Annotated in this window: 18 protein-coding genes; 8 read left to right on the top strand and 10 right to left on the bottom strand. The window is 59.8% G+C overall.

Annotated features, from left to right (window positions below; all coding sequences use genetic code 11):
• Window positions 1–2: 2 nt before the first annotated feature.
• Complete coding sequence (locus ACAM27_RS01685; protein WP_011783755.1) at window positions 3–995, top strand: ABC transporter permease; 993 nt, start codon at window positions 3–5, stop codon at window positions 993–995.
• Between the two features lie 192 nt (window positions 996–1,187).
• The gene (locus tag ACAM27_RS01690) at window positions 1,188–2,048 is read left to right on the top strand and encodes an ABC transporter ATP-binding protein (protein ID WP_011783754.1); all 861 of its coding nucleotides are present in this window, start codon (window positions 1,188–1,190) and stop codon (window positions 2,046–2,048) included.
• Between the two features lie 44 nt (window positions 2,049–2,092).
• Here ACAM27_RS01690 and ACAM27_RS01695 read toward each other — a convergent pair whose 3' ends face one another.
• Window positions 2,093–3,391 (bottom strand): nitrate regulatory protein, encoded by a 1,299-nt coding sequence (locus ACAM27_RS01695; RefSeq protein WP_011783753.1) that lies wholly within the window; start codon window positions 3,389–3,391, stop codon window positions 2,093–2,095.
• Between the two features lie 346 nt (window positions 3,392–3,737).
• On the opposite strand from ACAM27_RS01695, the gene ACAM27_RS01700 reads away from it, so the two are divergent.
• The 3 genes from ACAM27_RS01700 (at window position 3,738) to nirD (ending at window position 8,046) form a co-directional block, all read left to right on the top strand.
• Entirely contained in the window at window positions 3,738–4,967 is a 1,230-nt protein-coding gene (locus ACAM27_RS01700; RefSeq protein ID WP_369612440.1) for an NAD(P)/FAD-dependent oxidoreductase, read from the top strand.
• A gap of 27 nt (window positions 4,968–4,994) precedes the next feature.
• Window positions 4,995–7,508, top strand: coding sequence for a nitrite reductase large subunit NirB (nirB, locus tag ACAM27_RS01705; protein ID WP_369612441.1), 2,514 nt, complete (start codon window positions 4,995–4,997; stop codon window positions 7,506–7,508).
• Window positions 7,509–7,677: 169 nt separating this feature from the next.
• On the top strand, window positions 7,678–8,046 hold the full coding sequence (gene nirD, locus ACAM27_RS01710) for a nitrite reductase small subunit NirD (RefSeq protein WP_369612442.1): 369 nt from the start codon (window positions 7,678–7,680) through the stop codon (window positions 8,044–8,046).
• Between the two features lie 10 nt (window positions 8,047–8,056).
• Here the strand turns inward: nirD and ACAM27_RS01715 are convergent, their stop codons facing one another.
• Window positions 8,057–8,722: a nitroreductase gene (locus ACAM27_RS01715; RefSeq protein ID WP_023007831.1), complete on the bottom strand. Its 666-nt coding sequence runs from the start codon at window positions 8,720–8,722 to the stop codon at window positions 8,057–8,059.
• A 136-nt stretch (window positions 8,723–8,858) separates the two neighbouring features.
• On the opposite strand from ACAM27_RS01715, the gene ACAM27_RS01720 reads away from it, so the two are divergent.
• Together ACAM27_RS01720 and ACAM27_RS01725 are read left to right on the top strand one after the other, a co-directional pair.
• Window positions 8,859–10,736: an MFS transporter gene (locus ACAM27_RS01720; RefSeq protein ID WP_222197738.1), complete on the top strand. Its 1,878-nt coding sequence runs from the start codon at window positions 8,859–8,861 to the stop codon at window positions 10,734–10,736.
• Window positions 10,737–10,837: 101 nt separating this feature from the next.
• Window positions 10,838–12,205, top strand: a complete 1,368-nt coding sequence (locus ACAM27_RS01725) for a wax ester/triacylglycerol synthase family O-acyltransferase (protein ID WP_222197739.1) — start codon at window positions 10,838–10,840, stop codon at window positions 12,203–12,205.
• On the opposite strand, the gene ACAM27_RS01730 is transcribed toward ACAM27_RS01725, so the two are convergent.
• Entirely contained in the window at window positions 12,206–12,613 is a 408-nt protein-coding gene (locus ACAM27_RS01730; protein WP_011783746.1) for a TM2 domain-containing protein, read from the bottom strand.
• Window positions 12,614–12,720: 107 nt separating this feature from the next.
• Complete coding sequence (locus tag ACAM27_RS01735; RefSeq protein WP_121208101.1) at window positions 12,721–13,827, bottom strand: AraC family transcriptional regulator; 1,107 nt, start codon at window positions 13,825–13,827, stop codon at window positions 12,721–12,723.
• Window positions 13,828–14,046: 219 nt separating this feature from the next.
• Here ACAM27_RS01735 and ACAM27_RS01740 point away from each other — a divergent pair, with 219 nt between their 5' ends.
• Window positions 14,047–14,940 carry a metal-dependent hydrolase gene (locus tag ACAM27_RS01740; protein ID WP_011783744.1) on the top strand — a complete coding sequence of 298 codons (894 nt, stop codon included), beginning with the start codon at window positions 14,047–14,049 and terminating at the stop codon, window positions 14,938–14,940.
• Window positions 14,941–14,953: 13 nt separating this feature from the next.
• Here ACAM27_RS01740 and ACAM27_RS01745 read toward each other — a convergent pair whose 3' ends face one another.
• From ACAM27_RS01745 to yfbR, 6 genes are all read right to left on the bottom strand, one after another.
• Window positions 14,954–17,701, bottom strand: coding sequence for a LuxR C-terminal-related transcriptional regulator (locus ACAM27_RS01745; RefSeq protein ID WP_369612443.1), 2,748 nt, complete (start codon window positions 17,699–17,701; stop codon window positions 14,954–14,956).
• The gene (locus tag ACAM27_RS01750; protein ID WP_022993446.1) at window positions 17,698–18,768 is read right to left on the bottom strand and encodes a DUF2156 domain-containing protein; all 1,071 of its coding nucleotides are present in this window, start codon (window positions 18,766–18,768) and stop codon (window positions 17,698–17,700) included. Before ACAM27_RS01750 ends, ACAM27_RS01745 begins: the two co-directional genes overlap by 4 nt.
• 119 nt (window positions 18,769–18,887) lie before the next feature.
• The gene (locus ACAM27_RS01755) at window positions 18,888–19,664 is read right to left on the bottom strand and encodes a class II glutamine amidotransferase (protein ID WP_011783740.1); all 777 of its coding nucleotides are present in this window, start codon (window positions 19,662–19,664) and stop codon (window positions 18,888–18,890) included.
• 53 nt (window positions 19,665–19,717) lie between these two features.
• Entirely contained in the window at window positions 19,718–20,824 is a 1,107-nt protein-coding gene (locus ACAM27_RS01760) for a sensor domain-containing diguanylate cyclase (protein WP_222197741.1), read from the bottom strand.
• 91 nt (window positions 20,825–20,915) lie between these two features.
• Window positions 20,916–21,731 carry an SDR family oxidoreductase gene (locus ACAM27_RS01765; protein WP_014420137.1) on the bottom strand — a complete coding sequence of 272 codons (816 nt, stop codon included), beginning with the start codon at window positions 21,729–21,731 and terminating at the stop codon, window positions 20,916–20,918.
• A gap of 129 nt (window positions 21,732–21,860) precedes the next feature.
• A complete protein-coding gene (gene yfbR / locus ACAM27_RS01770; RefSeq protein WP_011783737.1) occupies window positions 21,861–22,466 on the bottom strand; it encodes a 5'-deoxynucleotidase in 606 nt (201 codons plus the stop codon).
• Window positions 22,467–22,486: the final 20 nt, after the last annotated feature.

Here is a 22,486-nt window from a genome sequence, read left to right on the forward strand (position 1 = left end):
ACATGACGACGTTAAGCGCAAGAATCGGTCAGTCCATGGCCAGTGGCAGCCGCCAGCTACTTTCCGGTCTGCAACCGGGCGAATGGCTCAGCCAGGGCAAGCAGCTGCTGTTACCACTGGTTGGTATTCTGGTCTTCCTGGGCTTCTGGCATCTGGCCGCGCCACAGGTGGAAACCTCGCTGGGGGCCTTTCCCGGCCCGGTGCAGGTGTGGGAACAATCCGGGCAACTGTGGCAGGAGCATATCAGCCAGCGGGAGCGGGCCGATAAGTTCATCGCCATGCAGGAGGAGCGTAATGCCCGCATTCTGGCTGACAACCCGGAGGCAGACGTCCGTATCCGGGCTTACCCCGGCGCACCCACCTTTCTCGACCAGGTGGTCACCAGCCTGCTGACGGTGCTGGCCGGTTTCGCCCTGGCGTCGCTGATTGCAGTACCTCTGGGCATTGTGTTTGGCCTCAACCGGTATTTCCAGGCTGCGGTGAACCCATTGATACAGATCTTCAAACCGGTCTCTCCGCTGGCCTGGCTGCCGCTGGTGACCATGGTGGTATCGGCCACCTATGTCAGTGACGATCCAATGTTCGAGAAGTCGTTCCTGACCTCGATGATTACGGTCACTCTGTGCAGTCTTTGGCCAACACTGATCAACACCAGCGTTGGAGTGGCAGCGGTAAACCCCGACCTGCTGAACGTCTCCCGGGTACTTCGGCTGTCGTTCTGGACCCACGTTCGCAAGGTGGTGTTGCCTTCGTCGGTGCCGATGATCTTTACCGGCTTGCGGGTGTCGCTGGGCATTGCCTGGATGGTGCTGATTGCCGCCGAGATGCTGGCGCAGAGTCCGGGGCTGGGCAAGTTTGTCTGGGATGAGTTCCAGAATGGCAGTAGCCAGTCTTTGAGTCGGATTATGGTGGCGGTGCTGGCCATCGGGTTTATCGGGTTTTTGCTGGATCGGGTCATGCTGTTGATTCAGCGGAAGGTGGCCTGGAATGAGTGACCGACTTTTACCTGTGGCCTCACTTAACCCTGAAATCTCTGACGGCGGAGCATGCCGCACCGGGTGGGTAGTGCCTCCCGGGACACGCGGTGAATACGTCCCTGTAAGCTCCGCAAAAACATCCATGTTTTTGAGGGTCCCGGGAGGCACTACCCACCCGGCGCTCGTCTGACCTGTTTAGGGGATCCTGCTATGGCTAAATCACATCTTGAACTAACCGGTGTTGAAATGGCGTTTGATACGCCGAAAGGACCGTTCATTGCCCTGGACAATGTGAACCTGAAGATCCAGAAAGGGGAGTTTGTTTCACTGATCGGCCATTCCGGCTGCGGAAAATCGACGGTGCTGAACATTGTTGCCGGGTTACTGCAGGCCTCCAGGGGTGGCTGTGTGCTGGATGGGCATGAGGTAAATTCCCCCGGTCCCGAGCGGGCAGTGGTGTTTCAGAATCATGCCCTGATGCCTTGGTTAACGGTGTATGAAAACGTGGAGCTGGCGGTCCGGCAGGTGTTTCGCAAGTCGATGACCCGGCAGGAGCGCAAGGACTGGATTACCCACAACCTGGAACTGGTGAATATGGCCCACGCCGCCAACAAGCGGCCAGGCGAGATTTCCGGGGGGATGGCGCAGCGGGTGGGCATCGCCCGGGCATTGGCCATGAAACCCAGTGTGTTGCTGATGGATGAGCCGTTCGGGGCACTGGATGCCCTGACACGGGCCCATCTGCAGGATTCGCTGATGGAAATCCAGCAGGAGCTGAACAATACCGTGATCATGATTACCCACGATGTGGACGAGGCGGTGCTGTTGTCCGACCGCATTATCATGATGACCAACGGCCCTGCCGCCACGGTGGGGGAGGATCTGCACATTGATCTGCCAAGGCCTCGCAATCGTGTGGCCCTGGCGGATGATGTCAAATATGTGCATTACCGGCAGGAGGTGTTGTCGTTCCTGTACGAGAAGCAGCGCAAGCTGGAGTCACTGAACAGTCGCCGCGGCAGCAGTGCAAAACCCGAGGCGCCGGCAGCAAAACATTCAGCTTCGGCCTGACTTTATGCCGGTGCGGGGCGCCCCGTCCCGGCCTGGTTCAAGTATCAGCTTAAGACCCCTGCCATGGATACCAGTGCCCGGGCGACTTCGGGCAGTCGCTTGCCCTGATCCATGGCCAGTTTTCGCAGCAGGCGGTGGGCTTCGTCATTGCTGATGTTGCGGTGTTCCATCAACAGCAAGACGGCCTTTTCCTGGGTACGACGATCTTCCAGAGCTTCTTTGGCGCTCTGCAATTCTTCGGACATCTGACGCAGGCGGCGGGTCTGTTCCTGGACAAGGTCAAAGATGGATCGGCCTGATTGCTGCCCGACACCTTCCCCGGCCCACGCATCGGCAGCTCCGACCTCTACACCGTTATCGCAAACCACCAGCACGGGCGTTGTGGAGGCATGGCGTTGTTCCAGCGAGGCCAGCAGGGTTTCCTGATGAGCCAGGGAGTGACGCGCTTCGGTATAGCGCTCCACACAGCGATGGTGGAAAGCGCTCTCAACCGAATCCTCAATCTTCTTCAGATCGTCCATGCGCTCTGTCATCAGATTGAACCAGCGGTCGGCCATGTCTTTATCCAGAGACTTATAGGGCCCGACCGAAACGGCCATCTGTCGCATCCGCTCAATTTCCAGTTCCCGCGGGTGAGCGCGCAGGGCTTGCCAGAGCGACAGGCTCTCCTCACTGGCGAAGCCGACAAAGACCTCAAAACACCGCTCCTGCGCTTCAACCAGGTGCATCATGCGCCGTGACAGTGCGTTATCGAAGTGTCCGCTGGAGAACCCCGCGGAACCTGCGGCCCGCTCCTGACCACAATATTCCTTTCCGTTCATGACATGCACCATGGCCACAAGCAGTCCCGCAATCGAAGGCTCTGCCACGGTTTCTGCCGCTTCGAAAACGACCGTAATCAGTTGATGAATACTGTCGCAGAACCACTCCGTGGCCTCCGAAACACTGGCCTCCTGGTCATTCACCCGCTGCCGCAACCCGGGCAGTTGGTCGAGGCTGTGCAGGGCGCTGGCGATGTGCCCGAGCAGTGGGCTGCTGACCGGATGGGTGGTGAGGTCCTCCTGAATGTCTGCCAATGCCTGCCGGAAGGTAGCGGCCAACTGGTCGTTTTCCTTGACCATGGCGGTACGTTCCCGGGCAAAGCGTTGGCAACCGGACCCCAGATAAAGATTGGTGGCGCCTCGCTCCCGTTGCAGGCCATGGACCAGATTGCCCACGCTCTGCACCAACCGCCCCATCTGCAGAAAGTACTCCAGGTTACGGATCTCACACTGGCGGGAGGCCATCAGAAATTCCGCAGCAGTCGCTGTCGCGGTCATACGGGGATGGCGTTTGGTGTTCATGGTGCAGCTCCTGGTGTCGGTACACAGTTGGTTCCTTTCTACCCGGACTGCAGCAATTTACAGGCCAGTCATTCCGGCCCAATCATCGTGCGTTTCGCCCCATCCCGGGGCACCCTTTTGATGCCCACGAGCTGGACTCCTTCAGCGGACTCACCTAAGCCATTGAATAATAAAGCCTGAAAAAGTTGGCACGGAGATCGCTAACACTTAGACAAGGACGACTGTCCCGGCCATGGAATCAGGCCGGACCATCAGATCATTGTTGTTGGCATTGGTGCCGGACCATCTGTTCTCTTCGGAGAGCATGATGCTCCGGCTTTTTTCGTTGCTGGAGGCACTCAGTTCCATGGAACACACACAGGATAACCCACTGGTGATCTGCGGCCATGGCATGGTCGCGCAACGGCTGCTGGAGCAACTGGTAGCCCAGGGGCATCCGTTCAGCCGCATTGTGGTGTTTAACGGTGAGCCCTTCGCTGCCTACAACCGGATCCAGTTGTCGTCATTGCTGGCCGATCAGATTCAGGAAACCGATCTGGAACTGAAACCCTGGCAGTGGTTCCACAAGCACCGAATAGAGGTGCACCAGCATGAGCCTGTCACCCATATCAGTCCGGGCCAGCGCCAGGTAACAACCGCCTGTGGTCGCACCCAGTCCTATCACACGCTGGTGCTGGCCACCGGAGCACAGCCCTCCCGCCTTGGCCTCCCCGGTGAAGACCTTGACGGCGTGATGAACTTCCGGGACCTGGCCGACACCCGCACGCTGATCCGGCAGGCAAAGTCACACCGTCGGGCCGTGGTCATCGGCGGAGGCTTTCTCGGCCTGGAGGCGGCCGAAGGGCTCAGGACCCGGGGCATGGACGTTACGGTGCTGCACCGCAGCGGTCATCTGCTCAACCGACAGCTGAACCCGATCGCTGGCGATATTCTGAAGCAGAAGTTACAGCAGCGGGGACTGAGTATCCGAACCGGCACCTCGCCGGTCTCCCTGCTCGGTCGGAATCAGGTCCGCGCCGTGGAACTGAGTGACGGCACGGTACTGGCCACGGACCTGGTGGTTATTGCTACCGGTATTGAACCCAACAAGGGATTGGCAGCTGACGCCGGCCTCAACTGTGACCGGGGTATTCGAGTCACTCCGAACCTGATGACGTCCAACCCGCATATCTACGCACTGGGTGAGTGCTGTCAGTTTCAGGAACACACCTTTGGCCTGGTCGAACCCGGTTACGAGCAGGCCCGGATCCTGGCACAGCATCTTTGCCAGGTACCGGGAGCCAGAGCGTTTGAGCCCGGAGAAGTGGCCACCCGCCTGAAGATCAGTGATCTGGCCATTTTTTCCTGCGGCCGCATAGCCCCGGGCGAGCATACCGAAATCATTGAATGGCAGGACCGAACCCACGCGGTCTACGGCCAACTGCTGCTGGATGGCAACCGGCTGGCCGGCGCCATCCTGCTGGGCGATACCGCCAACGGGCCCTGGTACAGCGAACTGATTCGCTCCGGCGCCGATGTCTCCCGCTACAGGGACACCATCGCTTTCGGCAAAACCTATTGCGACGCAGCAGCCTGATAGGTTGCCAAGAGAGAGGACAGCAAGATGAGTAAACAGACCCTGATCGTGATCGGCAACGGTATGGTTGGCCATCACTTCCTGGAACAGTTCAGCCAGTCCCCGGCGGCCGAGACCTACCGGGTGATCGTGTTCGGTGAAGAGAAGCAGCTGGCCTACGACCGGGTGCATCTGTCGGAGTACTTCACCGGTTCCACTCACGCGGACCTCGCCATGGGTACAGCAGACTGGTACGCGGACCAGGGCATTGATCTTCGCCTGAATGAGCCGGTCACCGCCATCGACCGGAACAGCCGCGTGCTGACGACACCAAAAGGGGAGTACACCTACGATCAACTGGTGCTGGCCACCGGCTCCTACCCGTTCGTACCGCCCATTAAGGGCAACGATCAGGATGGCTGCTTTGTGTACCGAACCCTGGACGATCTGGATGCCATTCAGGCCAGTGCCCAGTCAGCGAAAACCGGTGTCGTGGTGGGCGGCGGTCTGCTGGGGCTGGAAGCGGCAAACGCCCTGAAAAGCCTGGGCCTGCAGGCCCATGTGGTGGAATTTGCCCCGCGCCTGATGCCTGTGCAACTGGACGAGCAGGGTGGCGCCCTTTTGCGCCAGAAGATCGAGGATCTGGGCGTTCAGGTGCACACCGAGAAGGCCACCATGGCCATTGTTCCGGGCAGCGACGCGCGGCTGAGGATGAACTTCGCCGACGACAGCCATCTGGAAACCGATCTGATTGTGTTTTCCGCTGGCATCCGTCCCCAGGATACCCTGGCCCGGGCCTGCGGCCTGGAGGTGGGCGAACGCGGCGGGATTGTGGTCAACAATCAATGCACCACCTCAGACCCGAACATTCACGCTATCGGTGAATGCGCACTCTGGAACAATCGCATCTTCGGACTGGTGGCTCCGGGTTACACCATGGCGCGCACCCTGTCGGCCGCTTTGAACAAAGACACCGGTGCGGCCTTTACCGGTGCCGATATGAGCACCAAGCTCAAGCTGCTGGGGGTGGATGTGGGCTCCATCGGCGATGCCCACGGCCAGACCCCGGGTGCACGCAATATCCGTTTTCACGATGAGCAGGCCGGCCACTACCGGCGCATGGTGGTGAGCCAGGACGGTAAGACTCTGCTAGGCGCCATTCTGGTAGGCGACAACGGCCCTTACGATACCCTGCTGCAGTACGCCCTCAATGGCATTGAGCTGCCAGCCAACCCGGAGGCGCTGATTCTGCCGGAAAGCGAAGGTGGCGCGCCTGCCCTGGGGGCCGACGCCCTGCCGGACACAGCCTCCATCTGTTCCTGCCACAACGTCACCAAGGGCGATATCTGCGGTGCCATTGACGCCGGTTGCTCCGACCTGGGCGGCGTCAAGACTGAAACAAGGGCCAGTACCGGCTGCGGTGGCTGTGCGGCTTTACTGAAGAAGGTGGTGGACAGCGAGCTGGAAAAGCGCGGCGTGGAGGTGTGTACCGACCTTTGTGAACATTTCCCCTACACCCGACAGGAACTGTTTCATCTGGTGAAGGTGAACGGTATCCGCACCTTCCGGGGCCTGCTCAAACAATACGGCAAGGGCCAGGGCTGTGACATCTGCAAACCAACGGTGGGCTCCATTCTGGCCACTTGCTGGAACGAGCACATTCTGGCCACCGACCACGTGCCACTGCAGGACACCAACGACACCTTCATGGCCAATATGCAGAAGAACGGCACTTACTCCATCGTGCCGCGCATTCCGGGCGGTGAGATCACCCCGGACAAGCTGATTGTGCTGGGCGAGGTGGCCAGGGAGTACAACCTGTACACCAAGATCACCGGCGGTCAGCGGGTGGATCTGTTCGGCGCCACCCTGAGTGAGCTGCCGGAGATCTGGGAGAAGCTGATTGCCGCCGGTTTTGAAACCGGCCACGCCTATGGCAAGTCCCTGCGTACGGTGAAGTCCTGCGTGGGCAGCACCTGGTGCCGCTATGGCGTGCAGGACAGCGTGGGCATGGCGATCACCCTGGAAAATCGCTACAAGGGCCTGCGGGCGCCCCACAAGGTGAAGATGGCGGTGTCTGGCTGCACCCGGGAGTGTGCGGAGGCCCAGAGCAAGGATTTCGGGGTAATTGCCACGGAGAAGGGCTGGAACCTGTATGTGTGTGGCAATGGCGGGATGCGGCCGCGGCATGCGGATCTGTTTGCCACCGATCTGTCGGATGAGGAGCTGATCCGCACGATTGATCGGGTGGTGATGTTCTACGTGCGCACGGCGGACCGGCTGCAGCGGACGTCGGTCTGGATGGAGAATCTGGAAGGTGGGCTGGAGTATCTGAAGCAGGTGGTGCTGGAGGACAGCCTCGGCATTGGCGAGGAGCTGGAGCAGCATATGGCGGATCTGGTGGATACCTATCAGTGCGAGTGGAGGACCGCCGTGGAGGATCCGGAGAAGCGTAAGCGGTTCCGGGAGTTTGTGAATGCGCCGGAACAGAAGGATCCGGTGCAGCGTTGGACTTCGGAGCGGGGGCAGCGTAGGCCGGAACTGGAGGCGGTTTCTTCGTAGCCTTCTGGTTTGGGGGCGGAGCACGGGGGCCGGGGTAATTTTCTTCTGGAAAAAATAACTCGCTTTGCTCAGACATCTTTTTTCCTGCCAGAAAATGAATCCGGCTCCCACGCTCACAAACATCTGTGGGATAGGAAACTTAACGACCTTGGAATTTGGAGACTTTGCTATGAAAGCTCGGACTTGTTGGGAAGCAGTGTGCACCGTGGACGATCTGGTAGCTGATTCCGGTATTGCGGTTTGGACCGACGACGGGCCGGTGGCGGTGTTTTATCTGCCACACCGCCTGCCGGCATTGTTTGCCATCAGCCATACCGATCCGTTCAGTGGCGCGAACGTGTTGGCCCGAGGCATTACCGGGGATATCAACGGTGAGCCGGTGGTGGCGTCACCGTTGTACAAGCAGCATTTCAGCCTGCGCAGCGGGCAATGTCTGGAAGACGAGAGCGTGCAGGTGAAGGTCTATCCGGTGTTGCTGGACGGCAACCGGATCCGGCTGGAAGTGCCGGTGGCTCAGGCGGCATCGGTGGCCGCCTGAGGTTCGCCTGTCAGCTGATAAACTCGACGTTCTCCGACAGCGGTGCCCTTGGGCTGGTGAGCTGGTTCACCGGGCTGTCGGGGTTGGCGTAGCCGATGGCCATGCCGGCGAAGACTTTTCGGTGTTCGGGCAAGCCCAGGAATTCGCTGATGGTTTTCGGGTACACCGACCAGGATTCCTGGGCGCAGCTGTCCAGGCCTTCGGCGCGCAGCAACAGCATGATGGTTTGCAGGATCATGCCCAGATCGGACCACTGGGGCGGGCCCATGTTGTCGTCGACGGTGCAGAACAGGCCGACCGGAGCGCCGAAGAATTCGAAGTTGCGTTTGAACCATTCGAAGCGGGCGGCTTTGTCTTCCCTGGGGATGTCGAGCCGGCGGTACATGAGTTCGCCGATTTCGAAGCGGCGGTCGCGGTAGGGCGATTGCAGTTTCGGTGGGTAGATTTCGTATTCCGGGACTTCGTTGAAACCTTTGCTGACCTTCTCCTGCATCAAGGCTTTGAGTCGGGCCAGAGCATCGCCGGTGACAACGTGCAGGTGCCAGGGTTGCAGGTTGCCGCCGGATGGCGACCGGGTCGCCGTTTCGATTACTGTTCGAAGCGTGGCTTCAGGCACCGGGGTATCCAGAAAGTCCCGCACCGAGCGGCGCGACACAACAGCCTGCTGAACATCCATAGGCAAGACTCCACATCATCCAGAACATTGGGTTGGGAACACAATCCGGCATCCAGTATGCGCACAACAGCCGCGCTTGACCACCTCCCGGGCGCCGTATAGTCTGCGGCGAACCCCATAGGGAGAGCCTCAGGTTATGGAAGATCACAGTCAGTTTCGCCTGCTGTCCGAGCGACGGTTCCTGCCATTCTTTGTCACCCAGTTTGCCGGTGCCTTCAACGACAACCTGTTCAAAAACGCCTTGTTGCTGCTGGTGACCTATAGCGCCGGGGGCCTGTTTGGCCTGTCGTCGGATGTGGTGGTCAATCTGGCCGCGATGCTGTTTATCCTGCCGTTTTTCCTGTTCTCCGCCATTGCCGGCCAGGTGGCGGACCGGTACGAGAAATCCACGGTTATCCGCTGGATCAAATTCGCCGAGGTGGTGATCATGGGCATTGCCGCGGTCGGTCTCTGGTTTGGCTGGTACGAGGTGTTGTTCCTTCTGCTGTTTCTCACCGGCGTACAATCCGCGTTTTTCGGGCCGGTGAAGTACGCGATCCTGCCCCAGGCCCTGAAAGAATCCGAGCTGGTGGGTGGTAACGCGCTGGTAGAGATGGGCACGTTTGTGGCCATCCTGGTGGGTACCCTGATGGCCGGCGTGATGATGAAAGCTGCGGCTCCCGGCCCCGTGATTGCCATCGCCGTTGCGGTGCTCGCGGTGATTGGCCTGGTGGCTGCCTGGCGGATTCCCAGGGCCGAGGCGGCAGCGCCGGATCTGCGTATTCGTTTCCGGCCGCTGCAGGAAACCTGGAAACTGATGGCCATTGCCCGGGACAATCACAATGTATTCCTGAGCATCATGGCGATATCCTGGTTCTGGTTTCTGGGTGCCGCCTATCTGACCCAGTTTCCGAACTTCGCCAAGACTCACCTGATGGGTGACGAAACGGTCGTCACCTTACTGCTGGCGATTTTCACCATCGGCATCGCCGCCGGCTCCATTGCCTGCGAGCGGCTGTCCGGCCACAAGATTGAACTGGGGATCGTACCCATCGGCTCCATTGGCCTGAGTTTCTTCGGCATCGATCTGTTCTTCAATATGCCGGAGCAGCCAATTCCCTCAGACTGGTGGCTGATCATAACCGATCCCCATTATCGCCAGGTGGCCATTGACCTGTTGGCCATTGGTATCTTTGGCGGCCTGTTTATCGTGCCGCTGTATGCTTATGTCCAGCAGGAAACACCACCGGCCACCCGGGCCCGCGTGATCGCCGCCCTGAATATTTTCAACGCCCTTTTTATGGTGGTCAGCGCGCTGCTGGGCATGCTCATGCTCGGCCTGTTCGGGCTCACCATTCCCGAGTTCTTCCTGGTGCTGTCGATCATGAACCTGATGGTGGCGGCCTACGTGTACCAGCAGGTACCGGACTTTGCCCTGCGCTTTGTCATCTGGGTCCTGTCCCACACGATTTATCGGGTCACGCACCACAACCTGGACCGGATACCCGAGCAGGGCCCCGTGCTGCTGGTGTGCAACCACGTCTCTTACATGGATGCCCTGGTGATCGCCGGCGCGGTTCGGCGGCCCGTCCGATTCGTGATGGATCACAACATTTTCGCGACACCGGTCATGGGCGGTTTCTTCCGCCTGGCCAAGGCTATCCCCATTGGTCCGAAGTCGAAGGTGCCGGAGATTTACGAAACCGCTTTCGACCGCATTGATGAAGAACTCGCAGCCGGCCATGTGGTGTGTATTTTCCCGGAAGGCAAACTCACCAAAGACGGCGAGGTCGATACCTTCAAGCCCGGTGTCGACATGATTCTGGCCCGGCGACCGGTACCGGTGGTGCCAATGGCACTGCGCGGCCTCTGGGGCAGCTTTTTCAGCCATTGTGGCGGGCAGGCCTTCAGCCATTGGCCACGGCGGTTCTGGTCCCGGATTCATCTACTGGCTGGTCTCCCGGTCTCGCCCCACGAGGCCAGTGCCGAGCGTCTGGAACGAAAGGTCAAAGCGCTGCGTGGAGCCGCACAATAGCCTTTTCGCCGGGCTTTTTGGTGGTGCTGTTACCAAAGCCAATTTCTACCCGCTCGGAGTGGGGTAGTATCGGGGCATAAACCAAGAACAAGGATTGCCCCGTGACGCCCCTGAATCCCACTGACCAGCTCTTTCTCTGGCTGGAAAAACGCCAGCAGCCCATGCATGTGGGCGGCCTCCAGCTGTTCTCTTTCCCCGAAGGCGCGCCGGACGACTATGTCGCGCGGCTGGCAGACCAGCTTCGGCAGAAGACGGAGGTAACAGCCCCCTTTAACCAGCGCCTGAGCTATCGCCTGGGCCAGCCGGTATGGGTGGAGGATGAGCACCTGGACCTTGAGCATCATTTCCGCTTCGAGGCGCTGCCCACACCCGGGCGTATTCGGGAGCTGCTGTCGTTCGTATCGGCGGAGCATTCGCACCTGATGGACCGGGAGCGCCCCATGTGGGAGGTGCACCTGATCGAGGGCCTGAAAGACCGGCAGTTTGCGCTCTACACCAAGGTTCACCATTCCCTGGTGGACGGTGTCTCGGCCATGCGCATGGCCACCCGGATGCTGAGTGAAAACCCGGACGAACACGGCATGCCGCCAATCTGGGATCTGCCTTGCCTGTCACGGGATAGGGGTGAGTCGGACGGACACTCCCTCTGGCGCAGTGTCACCCATTTGCTGGGGCTTTCGGGCCGCCAGCTCGGCACCATTCCCACCGTGGCAAAGGAGTTACTGAAAACCATCAATCAGGCCCGGAAGGATCCGGCCTACGACTCCATTTTCCATGCCCCGCGCTGCATGCTGAACCAGAAAATCACCGGTTCCCGTCGTTTCGCCGCTCAGTCCTGGTGCCTGAAACGGATTCGCGCCGTGTGCGAGGCCTACGGCACGACGGTCAACGATGTCGTGACTGCCATGTGCGCAGCGGCTCTGCGTACCTATCTGATGAATCAGGATGCCTTGCCGGAGAAACCACTGGTGGCCTTTGTACCGGTGTCGCTACGCCGGGACGACAGCTCCGGTGGCAACCAGGTAGGCGTCATCCTGGCGAGCCTTCACACCGATGTGCAGGAGGCCGGCGAACGACTGTTAAAAATCCACCATGGCATGGAAGAGGCCAAGCAGCGCTACCGGCATATGAGCCCGGAGGAAATCGTCAACTACACGGCCCTGACCCTGGCGCCGGCCGCCTTCCACCTGCTGACTGGGCTGGCGCCCAAGTGGCAGACCTTCAATGTGGTGATTTCCAATGTCCCCGGGCCATCCAGGCCCCAGTACTGGAACGGGGCGAAACTGGAAGGCATGTATCCGGTGTCTATCGATATGGACAGACTGGCCCTGAACATGACACTGACCAGCTATAACGACCAGGTGGAGTTCGGCCTGATTGGCTGTCGCCGGACCCTGCCCAGCCTGCAACGGATGCTGGACTACCTGGAACAGGGTCTGGCAGAGCTGGAGCTCAACGCCGGTCTGTAATCAGGCCAGCTGATCGGCCCGGTTACGCTCGGAAATCTGGCTGTTCAGGGTCCAGAAATCGTACAGCACACCGATGAAAAACAGGCCGCCGGTGAGCAGGTACAGGATGCCGGTGAGCCATTTGCCCATATACATCCGGTGCACCCCGAAGACCCCCAGGAAGGTCAGCAGTATCCAGCTGATGTTGTAGCTGATCTGGCCATCCTGGAACCGGTAATCAGCTTCCTTGTCCATGGCCGGAATCAGGAACAGGTCAATAATCCAGCCTATGAATAGCAGCCCCAGAGTAAAGAACCAGATGGTGCCGGTCACCGGCTTGCCATAATAGAAACGGTGCGAACCCAGGAATCCGAAAATCCAGAGCAGGTAGCCGATCAGCTTGCTGTGGGTGTCGGGTCTTTCGATCATTGCGGCGTTCTTCCTGTTCACAGTTGGATTTGGTGTGTCACCACAGACGCACAACGAGCGCCTGACCAGTACAATATGGGGGCGAACGCTGGAATCACAAACGACTCTCAGGGTCCCAGATCCGGTGCCGGGTCCGGCCCGTCCTCGCGAAACTCACTGGCGGATTTACCCGTCCACTTGCGGAACGCACGGCTGAAATTGGACAGATCGGCATAGCCCAGTTCATAGGCAATCTCACTGACTGACTGATTGGTGTAGCGCAGCAACTGGATGGCCCGATCTTTCAGCACGGCCTCGACAATCTCCCGATAACTGGTGTCCCGGTCCGCCAACCGCCGCTTCAGGGTGCGGGAAGACACGCAGAAGCGCTCGGCCATGGCCTCCAGGGAGGGCAAGGGGCCTGGGGTCATCCGCAGCATATTGCGAATCGCCAGCACGATGTCGCCCTGCTCCTTGAGCGCCCTCTGCAACTCGAATTCACACTGGTCCCGGGCCATCCGGGAGGCTTCAGCATCCGCCAGACGCATGCGCACGTCCAGCAGCTTGCGGGGGAAAATCAGCATTTCCTCGGGCTGGCCAAACTCGAAACGGACCGGCAACTGGGCGGCAAACCGCCGGTAATAGGCTGGCTCAGGGCCCCGCAGGTGTACCGACACGCCCGGTAATTTACCCTCTTCCAGTGCAAAACCCCGGGCCTCGGCATCGCTCCGGTCGAGTAGTTGTTCAGTGAGCAGAATCAACGTGGCGCTGACCGTCTCGGCCAGAAACTCGGAGATAGGCGGCAACGCAAACTCCGCGCACAGCTGAACCAGCACCTTGTCACCGGCTATGGACTGTTTCATGCTCAGAAAGGGCGCCCGCAGCTGAAGATAACGACGGACAGAGTCCAACGCACCCTCAAAGGTCGGGCTGGTGAGCGCGGCGAAGCCCAGGGTGCCATGGATGGTCAGCCGCAACTCTCTCGCCAGTATAAAGCTCAGGCCATCTTTGCCCGCCACCTCGAGCGCGCGCTGCGCCATCAGAGTGGCGTCAGTGACGAAAACCCGACTGTCGTTGGCTTTCAGGTCCTCATGTGTGAAATCCAGGCCCTGATAAAGCTGGCGGTCGTTGTAACCCAGTTGACGAACGGTTTCAGCCAGTACCCGCAGGTACACCCCGGGCACCAGGAACAACCCCAACATTTGCCGCTCGTTGTCTGCACCGGTACCTGCCATAGTGTGTCCCTGATTGATATTTATCGTGTTTCTGACTCTATCAGAACCGGATTGCCGCCACAGTGGGGCCCGCTGCCCCGACTCCGCTGTCGCCCGGGCCAATCCCCTGTCCCATTGTGGACGATGCCCGTCCCCTTCGCGCATTCAGTATCCGGATTGACTCCGCCACACTGGCTTCATGACATCAGCCAAAGCGTTCCGTCGCAAAGGAGTATAACCATGCTGACCACCACACAAACGAACAAACCGGGCAAGGCCTCCCATACCCCGGACAATGTCTCCATCAAACCCCAGCGCATGGGTTTCGAGTTTGGCGAACAGGTCCCCAGATACTGGGTGGATAACAACTATCTGATCAGTCATACCATGAACGCCCTGTCTGTTTTGTTTCCCGAGGGTGAGCAGTTTTTTGTGGACTCGGTCCGGGCGTTTCGAGACCAGATCCAGGACAAGAAGCTGAAAGAGGACGTGCGCGGTTTCATCGGCCAGGAAGCCATGCACTCGCTCGAGCACATCGCCATGAACCAGCATGTCCGCGACCAGGGCATGCCGGTAGAAGAGATGGAGCGGGATCTGAAAGTGATTCTGGACGTGGCACGGAAGCTGCCCAAACGCCACCAGCTGGCCATTACCTGCGCCCTGGAGCACATCACAGCCATGATGGCCGACATGCTGCTGGAGCGTGACGATATACGCGAAGACATGCACGAATCCATGCGCCCGCTGTGGGTGTGGCACGCCATTGAGGAAACCGAGCATAAGGCCGTTGCTTATGACGTTTTCCTCCAGGCTGGCGGTACCTACACCGAGCGGGCGTTTTACCAGGTCTTCAGTACCGTAGCCCTGGGTATTGTCGGCACCTGGTATACCGGCCGCATGGCCCTGAAGGACCGCAGCCATTTCTCCGTTAAGGACGCCGCCAAAGGTATGTGGCGCATGTGGGGCAAAAACGGCGCCTTCTCCAGTCTGATCCCGACCTGGCTGGAGTACTTCAAGCCCGGCTTCCATCCCTGGGACAAGGACAACAGTGAGCTGATCGGTCGTTTCAAGGAACAGATCCAGGACTACATCGCGCCCCAGTACAAGAACGGCAATCGGCGCACGCTGCAGTAATCGTGCACCCGCTCTATGACATCAGGCCGAGTTCCCGGGCGCGAGCAACCGCTTGCATCCGGTTCTCGGCCTGAAGCTTGCCGTAAATATTGCTCAAATGTGACTTTACCGTCGCCACTGAGATGCCGAGCTGTTTGCTGATGGCCTTGTTACTGAGTCCCTCTGCCAGCAGATCCAGCACCCCCTGTTCCCGATCACTTAACGGTTCATCAGGACCAGCGACTTCCGGGGTGCGGGCGCAGGTTTCGGCTTCCGGCTCCATCCGGGCCTGCCGGAGAGCCAGTATCCGGCTGGCTTCCACTTCCGACCAGCCGCGGGTAATACAGGCGTCGAGCAGACTATCCAGCCGGGGATCCGCATCCACAAAGGGGCGCACCAGACCACGGGGCACCCAGAGCGCCAACAGTGCATCGAGCTTTTTCACCGCTCCCTCAGGATCCTGATCCCCGAAGGCCTGAACCATCAGACTGACCAGATCAAGACGACACACCAGCTGAAGCAAGCCCGCCTCTTCCGCCTCAGTTCGCAGGGCTGCCAGTTCCCGGGCCACCGGCGACGCCGCCAGCAACTGACCGATCAGTTTCAACAAGGTTTCGTTCAGGGTACAAAAGCGATTACCTACAACCGGTTCCGGATCGCTCTGGGCCCATAGAATCAAAGGGAAGGCGTTACCCTCCGTCAATCGCGCCAACGCCTCCAGTACCTCCGGGCGCGGAATGTTATGGTGCCAGCGCAACTGGCCCATAACCTGGTGCAACTGCTCAATCCGGCTGAGTTCCTGCTGCCAGAGTTCGGAGTCTCGCAAAGCCATGCCCAGGCGAAACCGCTCAAACGCCAGGTAAAGCTGATCCAGCGGCGTCAGATGCTGGTCGGCAATCAGACCGGCCTCGCCCAGCCGTTTTGCGGCGTATGCAAGATCATGATGCTCCAGCGCCAACAAGCCCTCCAGATAGGCCAGAAGGCAAACCTGCTCCTTACTCACGGGCCCGTTGACAAGCTTCAACCGGGTCTGTTCATAGCAGCGGCGGGCATCGCCAATGCGACCGCCCTGCACCAGAACCGGAACCAGCATGACCAGACAGCGCAGGGCACAGGGGTTATCGCCACTCTTCAGGGCCCCTGCCAGCGCATCGGTCAACAAGGTGCGCGCCGGCCCCAATCGTGCCTCCATAAAGGCTTCAGTACCGAGGGTATACAGCCCCCAGTGTTGCAGGCCGGCTGGAGCGCTGGCCAACCGGGCCTGTATCTGAGTCAGGGACTGCTCGGCCTCTGCACGGTGGCCGGCAAACCGTGCCGAGGGCCAGCCCAACAACATGGAGACAAACTGCAGAGCCTCGGTGTCCGGTGATGGGTCTGTCGACTGCAGAAGCCGGTCGGCCGCGGCCAGATGCTCAAGCACTGCTCCGTACTGACCATCCATGAAGGCAAACAGCGCCTGCAGCAGAAGCAGCGCGGGAGAACACATCCGAACACTGTCCGGGAAGCGCGAAGGCAGTGACCGGTAGCCGCTCAGGTCCTCCGCCTGCAACAGCAACGGTACCAGGGCTTCCGCCTGGTCATAGCAGCCTTCGGCCAGAAAAAGCTCAAGGGCCTCCACAATCAGGCCCCGCTGGCGGAATGCCTCGGCCGCCCTGATTCGTATGGAGCTTTCCCCTTCAGGCTCCCGATCCTGCGCCTGAAGCCAGTCGATCAGCAGATCATGCAGGCGATACCAGTAGTGACCCTCTCCGTAACTCTGGAACAGCAGATTGCGTTCGCGCATGACTGCGATCCAGTCCGCTGCATCGCTACCATTCCGGGCTTCATCAGCAACCTCATGTGAGAAAAGAGGGAGCAGGCTCATATCCTGGAGAAATTGCTGTAGCCCGGGCTCCAGGCCAGCGAACACTTCCTCCAGCAGATAGTCACTCAGGGCTCTCTGACCAGGCCCGGGTACATGGCTTAACGGGTTTTCCGACAACGCCGAGAGCTGCAACGCCGCTGGCCAGCCGCCGGTGCGCTGATGCAACTGCAACATCTGTTCTTCGGAGAGATCAGCCCGGCGGGCCTGGACGAATTTTCGCGTCAACGCCAGATCAAAACGGAGCACCTCCGGCCCCAGCCGAACCATCTGTTGCCGAGCCAGTAACTGCGCGGTGCGAATAGGGGGATCCAGCCTCGAGATACAGACAATGCGCAAAAAACCCGGAGCAAAGTCGATAAAGCGCCGGATCTGCTCCAGTAGTACTTGCTGGTCAAGCAGGTGAAAATCATCCAGCACCAGAACCAGGCGGCTGGGTGCCTGCCAGGTTCGGGAATAATCCGCCAGGCGGTTGATCAGCATGGTCACCGGGTCAACAGCGGCACCCGGTTCCAGCGCGGCTAACAAGGTGCTCTCGCGAATGGCAAAGCGTGGGTTCACCCGCGCCAGGGCGCTGGCCACGGCATTCCAGAACAGGGCCGGCGCGTTATCCCTATGGTCCAGCGTCAACCAGGCATGCACCGGTTTTTCCTGTTCCAGCCACTGACTGACCAATGTGGTTTTGCCGAAACCGGCCGGTGCCGACACCAGTACAAACGGCACCTGTTCAATACAATCAAGGGCCTGCAACCGTGAGGGCTCAAGCAACAAGCCTGAAGGCAGCCCGGGACGGGTTAATTTGGTTTCGGCAACCATGGAGCTCACTACCGTTGGCAAATGAGCTTCAGCATAGTCAGTGCCGGTGTTATCAACCAGCCCCGGCACTCCAAACTGGGAGGCCTGTTCAGAAATCCGGGTCATGGCAGTGCGAGCAGACCCGTGCCCTTCATCAGCGTGGCAACCAGTCGGGTACTGCCCAGTTCCCGGGCACAGACAAACCAGGGAGTTTCCCGGCCACGGTAGCGTGATTTGTGGTACGCCAGAGGTTGGAAGGCGTAAAGGCGATTCCCATAGCGATACAGGATATTCTGAAGGCGGCGCAGGCCCGGCCGGTCACCCGGGCAGTGGCGGACGCCGTGCAGGGGCGCAATGCCCAGCGACAGCTCAGGCACGCCTTCCTCACGAAACTGACTGGCCGCCTGCAGAATAATGTGGTCGAGTACGCCGAGCCGGTTCATTTCCGGCGACGCCCGCAGAATATTGGCGCAATAGCCCGCCAGTTCATGGTGACGGTACCAAGGATCAAAGAACACGTATCCGGCCAGCTCGCCCTCCACATAGGCGTAGAACTTGCGCACTCCCCATTCATCTGCAAACACCGGTGGCCGCGTGAGCAAACCCAATTCCCGTTCCTTGACCGCCTTGCCCAGGCGCCAGCGCTCCGAGATACCCGCCACCTTGTGCCAGTTCACCTCATCTCCACATTGCTCCCGCACCTCGATTCGACACCGCCTGTCCAGATTGCGGGCATGGCGCAGCTGCTTCATCGCCTTGCCACGAAGCGAGAACCTCGTCAGATCAACCGAGAACTCCGTACCCATCACCGTGGCATCGTAACCAAGCTCGCCCAACGGCCCCAGGAGCGACTGATCGACGCCGACATACAGTGAGGGGCCGGGCACACTCTGCTCGAACGCCTGCAGTAGCCGGCCCATACTCTGTGCTCCCGCCAGGGGTCTTGTGGGCACCACGTTTACCCGCTGCCCCAACACCTTTACCGGAACATACGGTACCAGCCCGAGACCGGGGCTGAGAAAGTGCCGGCAATCCGGCTGCAAGGCAAAATAGCTGCTGGACTGGCTCCCGTGCAGACGGATCAGGTGCTCGGCGGTGCGTTCATGGCAACGCCCGGGGTCCGGCACACTCGAGTTGATATTCCGGTCATCGGCAGCCGGGGCCACCGCCGCAGACAGATGAGAGGCAGGCATGGGTCATTCCCTTTGTTGTTCTGATACCGCTTTCCTGTGTTCAGAACAAATGCTAAAGGCCGTGCCTCGGCCGGCCATCGGTCAAAGGGTTGAGTGCCTGGCGCCCCACCGGAACTGGGTCACAATTCCGAGCCCTGCATCACCACAACGCCCCGTCGCCACAAACGCCATTCACCCGGCTTGTAAATATCCCAGGTTTCGTCGCTGGTGAGGGGTTCGGTCACGATGACGCTGACAATGTCGTTGGGTGTGGTTTCCGATTCAAAATCGACGGTAACGTCGGCATCTTTCAGGCGGGCGGGGCCAAACGGCGCCCGTCGGGTAATACTGGCCATCTTGGTGGTGCAAAAGGTAAACAGCCAGTCGCCGTTGCTTAGCAGCAGGTTGAATACCCCTTGGCGGGCGTAGTTCCGGGACAGCTGAACCAGCCGTTCCACCACCTGCTCGGTGGCAGTGTCTCGATCGCAATGACTGCGCAGGTGGTTCAGGATATCGCAGAACAGGGCTTCGCTGTCGGTGCTGCCAACGGCCTCGTAGAAGCCGGGCGCCGCGGAAAACTCCGAAAGCTGACCATTATGGGCGAAGACCCAGTAGCGGCCCCAGAGCTCGCGGATAAACGGGTGGGTGTTGGCCAGGCAGATATCACCCACATTGGCCTGACGAATGTGGCAGATGGCCACTTCACTCTTGATGGGGTGGGTTTGCACCACTTCGGCAATGCGCGAGGAGGCACTGGCGTCGGCATCGTGAAAACAGCGTACCCCTTTACCTTCGTAGAAAGCGACGCCCCAGCCATCCTTGTGTGGGCCAGTGTCACCGCCACGACGGGTCAGACCGGTAAAGCTGAAACAGAGATCGGTCGGGGTGTTGGCGCTCATGGCCAGCAGTTCACACATGGTTGGCGGTATCCTCGGCCTTGCTTCCGGGTGTATTCGCTAGGATACCCGAATCAACCGAGACCTCCAGCCATCGAACCGACGGATTTCGGAGGCTGTCCGGCACCGGCGGGCGCCACACGGTTCCGGCCTGCCCGCTTGCCGCTGTAGAGACAGCGATCTGCCACACAGAACAGCGTTTCCGCCTCCCTGCCATGCTCCGGCCACTGGGCAATACCAAAGGAGGCGGTCACGCGGATACCCGCTTCGCCGTATTTCAGCTCCCGCCGGGCAATGCGCTCCCGCAACTCGTCCATCAGTTCAAAGGCATCCCCAGGCTTTGCATCCCTCAGAATCAGGCCAAATTCCTCGCCGCCCAGCCGGCCAACAAAGTCGGTCGTGCGCAGACGCTCGGTCAGGCACTGCCCGATGCTCCTCAATACGTAGTCACCGGCATCGTGGCCGAGGGTATCGTTGACCAGTTTGAAGTGGTCGATGTCCATAATCACCAGAGCAAAATCGGTTCCGCTGCGCTCACACTCGGCAATAGTGCGGGCCAGTGTTGACTGGAAATTGGAGCGATTGGCCAGGCCGGTCAGGGCATCGGTCTGTGCCATGTCGAACAACCGTTGCTCAGCCTCTTCCCGACGCACCTCGTACATGTGCATGAACACCTGCATCAGGGCACCGCACAGAACCATGTTGAGCAGATCGATCATCCGGTGGGCAGAACCCACATCACCGAGGAAGAAGTAGTAAACCACCCCGCCCACCAGCATAAAGGGCACACTCAGGATCATGCCCTCGTGCTTGCCGAGCAGAAGGTAGGCCAGAACCGGCATCATCAGAACCCAGACAAAAGCCGCAATGGAGGCCTCTGGCAACACCAAGATGACGATGAAAAACGAAAACAGCGACACCAGATAGGCGTAGATCCACTGTTGCAGGTGAGCCGTGGTTTTCAGACAAAAAACGCCGTAGAACAGCAGCCCACTGGCCAACAGCTCGACCAGCGCCACCCATGGATAACCGTTGAAAAATTGCAGACAGGAAAAAACGACCAGCGCAGAGCCAGTCACCAGAAACAACAGCCTGGTAAGCGAGCGACGGTGGTTATCCCGGAGTCCTGAGCGGCTTTGTTCCAATGCCGTCCCCAGATCCGGATGCTTTGACGTATTCATGCTGACTCTTCCCTGGATCAACCAGAGAGTATAGTCGGTCTCCGCTGGCTGTAAAACAACCAGCCAACGGAGATCAGGTTACCGCGAGCCCTCAGATATACAGGTTCTTGCGGGAGAACCGCTCCACCAACGGTTGATAGGCCGAGCCCAGCAACCGATTGATGGCGTCAATGCCCCAGGCATCCGGCCCCACCAGAATACGGGATTCGTTTTTGAGGATGCCTTTGACAATAATTTCAGCCGCCTTGTCCGGAGTGGTCATGGCCAGCTTGTCGAAGCCCTTGCGCTGGGCCTCGGCGTTTTCGGATTTGCCCATGCGCGCGGCATTGGCAATGTTGGTGCGGATGCCACCAGGGTGCACACAGCTGACCTGAACCGGCTGATTCTCCAGTTTCATTTCCTGGCGCAGGGACTCGGTAAACCCACGCACCGCAAACTTGGCAGCATTGTAGGCGCTTTGCTTGGGCACTCCGATCAGGCCAAACACACTGGAGATGTTCACCACATGACCATCGCCGGATTCAATCAGGTACGGCAGAAACGCCCGGGTACCGTGGGCAACGCCCCAGAAATCAATGTCCATCACCCACTTGAAATCGGCGTCGGTCATTTCCCGCACCGTGGCAGAGAGGGCCACACCGGCGTTGTTGATAATCAGGTTAACCTGACCAAATTCCTTGCGGACCTGCGCGGCGTGGGCGTAGATAGCGTCCCGGTCGGAGACATCCAGGCGGTAGGTTTTTACCTCGGCGCCGCCCAGGCTGGCTGCGGTTTCCGCCAGCCCCGCCTCGTTAACATCGGAAAGAGCCAGCCGACAGCCCCGGGCCGCGAGGGATTTGGCCAGGGATCGGCCGATACCAGAGCCAGCACCGGTGACGACAGCCACCTTGTTGTTCAGATCTTTCATGGCGGGAACCTCTTGTTGTGGTCTTTCAGTAAAGCAGCGCTTTCGTTATTCGCCACTTTAGAGAGCCACCAGAGGCAAACCTATGGCACTGGACCCCTGGCGAGCCCGGCACCAGAGCCAGTCCTCCAATCAACCCAGCAGGTTATCCAGGGGCTGGTCATACCCGGGTGCAAACACCTCCAGGAAGTACTGCACTTCCGGCAGGCCGTCCGCTTCCAGGCGTGCCCGGATCTGCTGCTCCGCGGGGCCGAACTCCGGATTGCCGGCACGCAGTTCGGCACGACATTTCAGCCAGGCCGAGAGACGGTCCGCCGCCTTGATCAGTTCCTTTTCTTCCGGCCCCAGTCGGGATTCCCGCACATAGGGCGAAAAATCCTCCCGCAGGTCTTCCGGCAACAGCGCCAGCAATTCAGCTTCGGCCTTGTGTTCGATGTCGCCGAACGCCTCCCGCATCACCCGGGAATGGTATTTCACCGGGGTGGGCATATCCCCGGTGATCACTTCGGTGGCATCATGATAGAGAGCCGCTGCAGCGACACGGTCTGCATTCACCGTTCCGGCAAAATGCCGGTTGCGAATAAGCGCCAGGGCGTGGGCAACGGTAGCCACCTCCCAGGAATGGGTGGCCACGTTTTCATCAATAGCATTGCGCATCAGGCCCCAGCGTTTGATCCAGCGCAGGCGCGACACATAGGCAAAGAAATGGCTGGCCTTTCGGCCCGGGCTGTCGGTCATGGCTGCGGAACTCCGTGTAT

The organism is Marinobacter sp. RI1, from assembly GCF_041155085.1.
GTDB classification, from domain to species: domain Bacteria; phylum Pseudomonadota; class Gammaproteobacteria; order Pseudomonadales; family Oleiphilaceae; genus Marinobacter; species Marinobacter nauticus.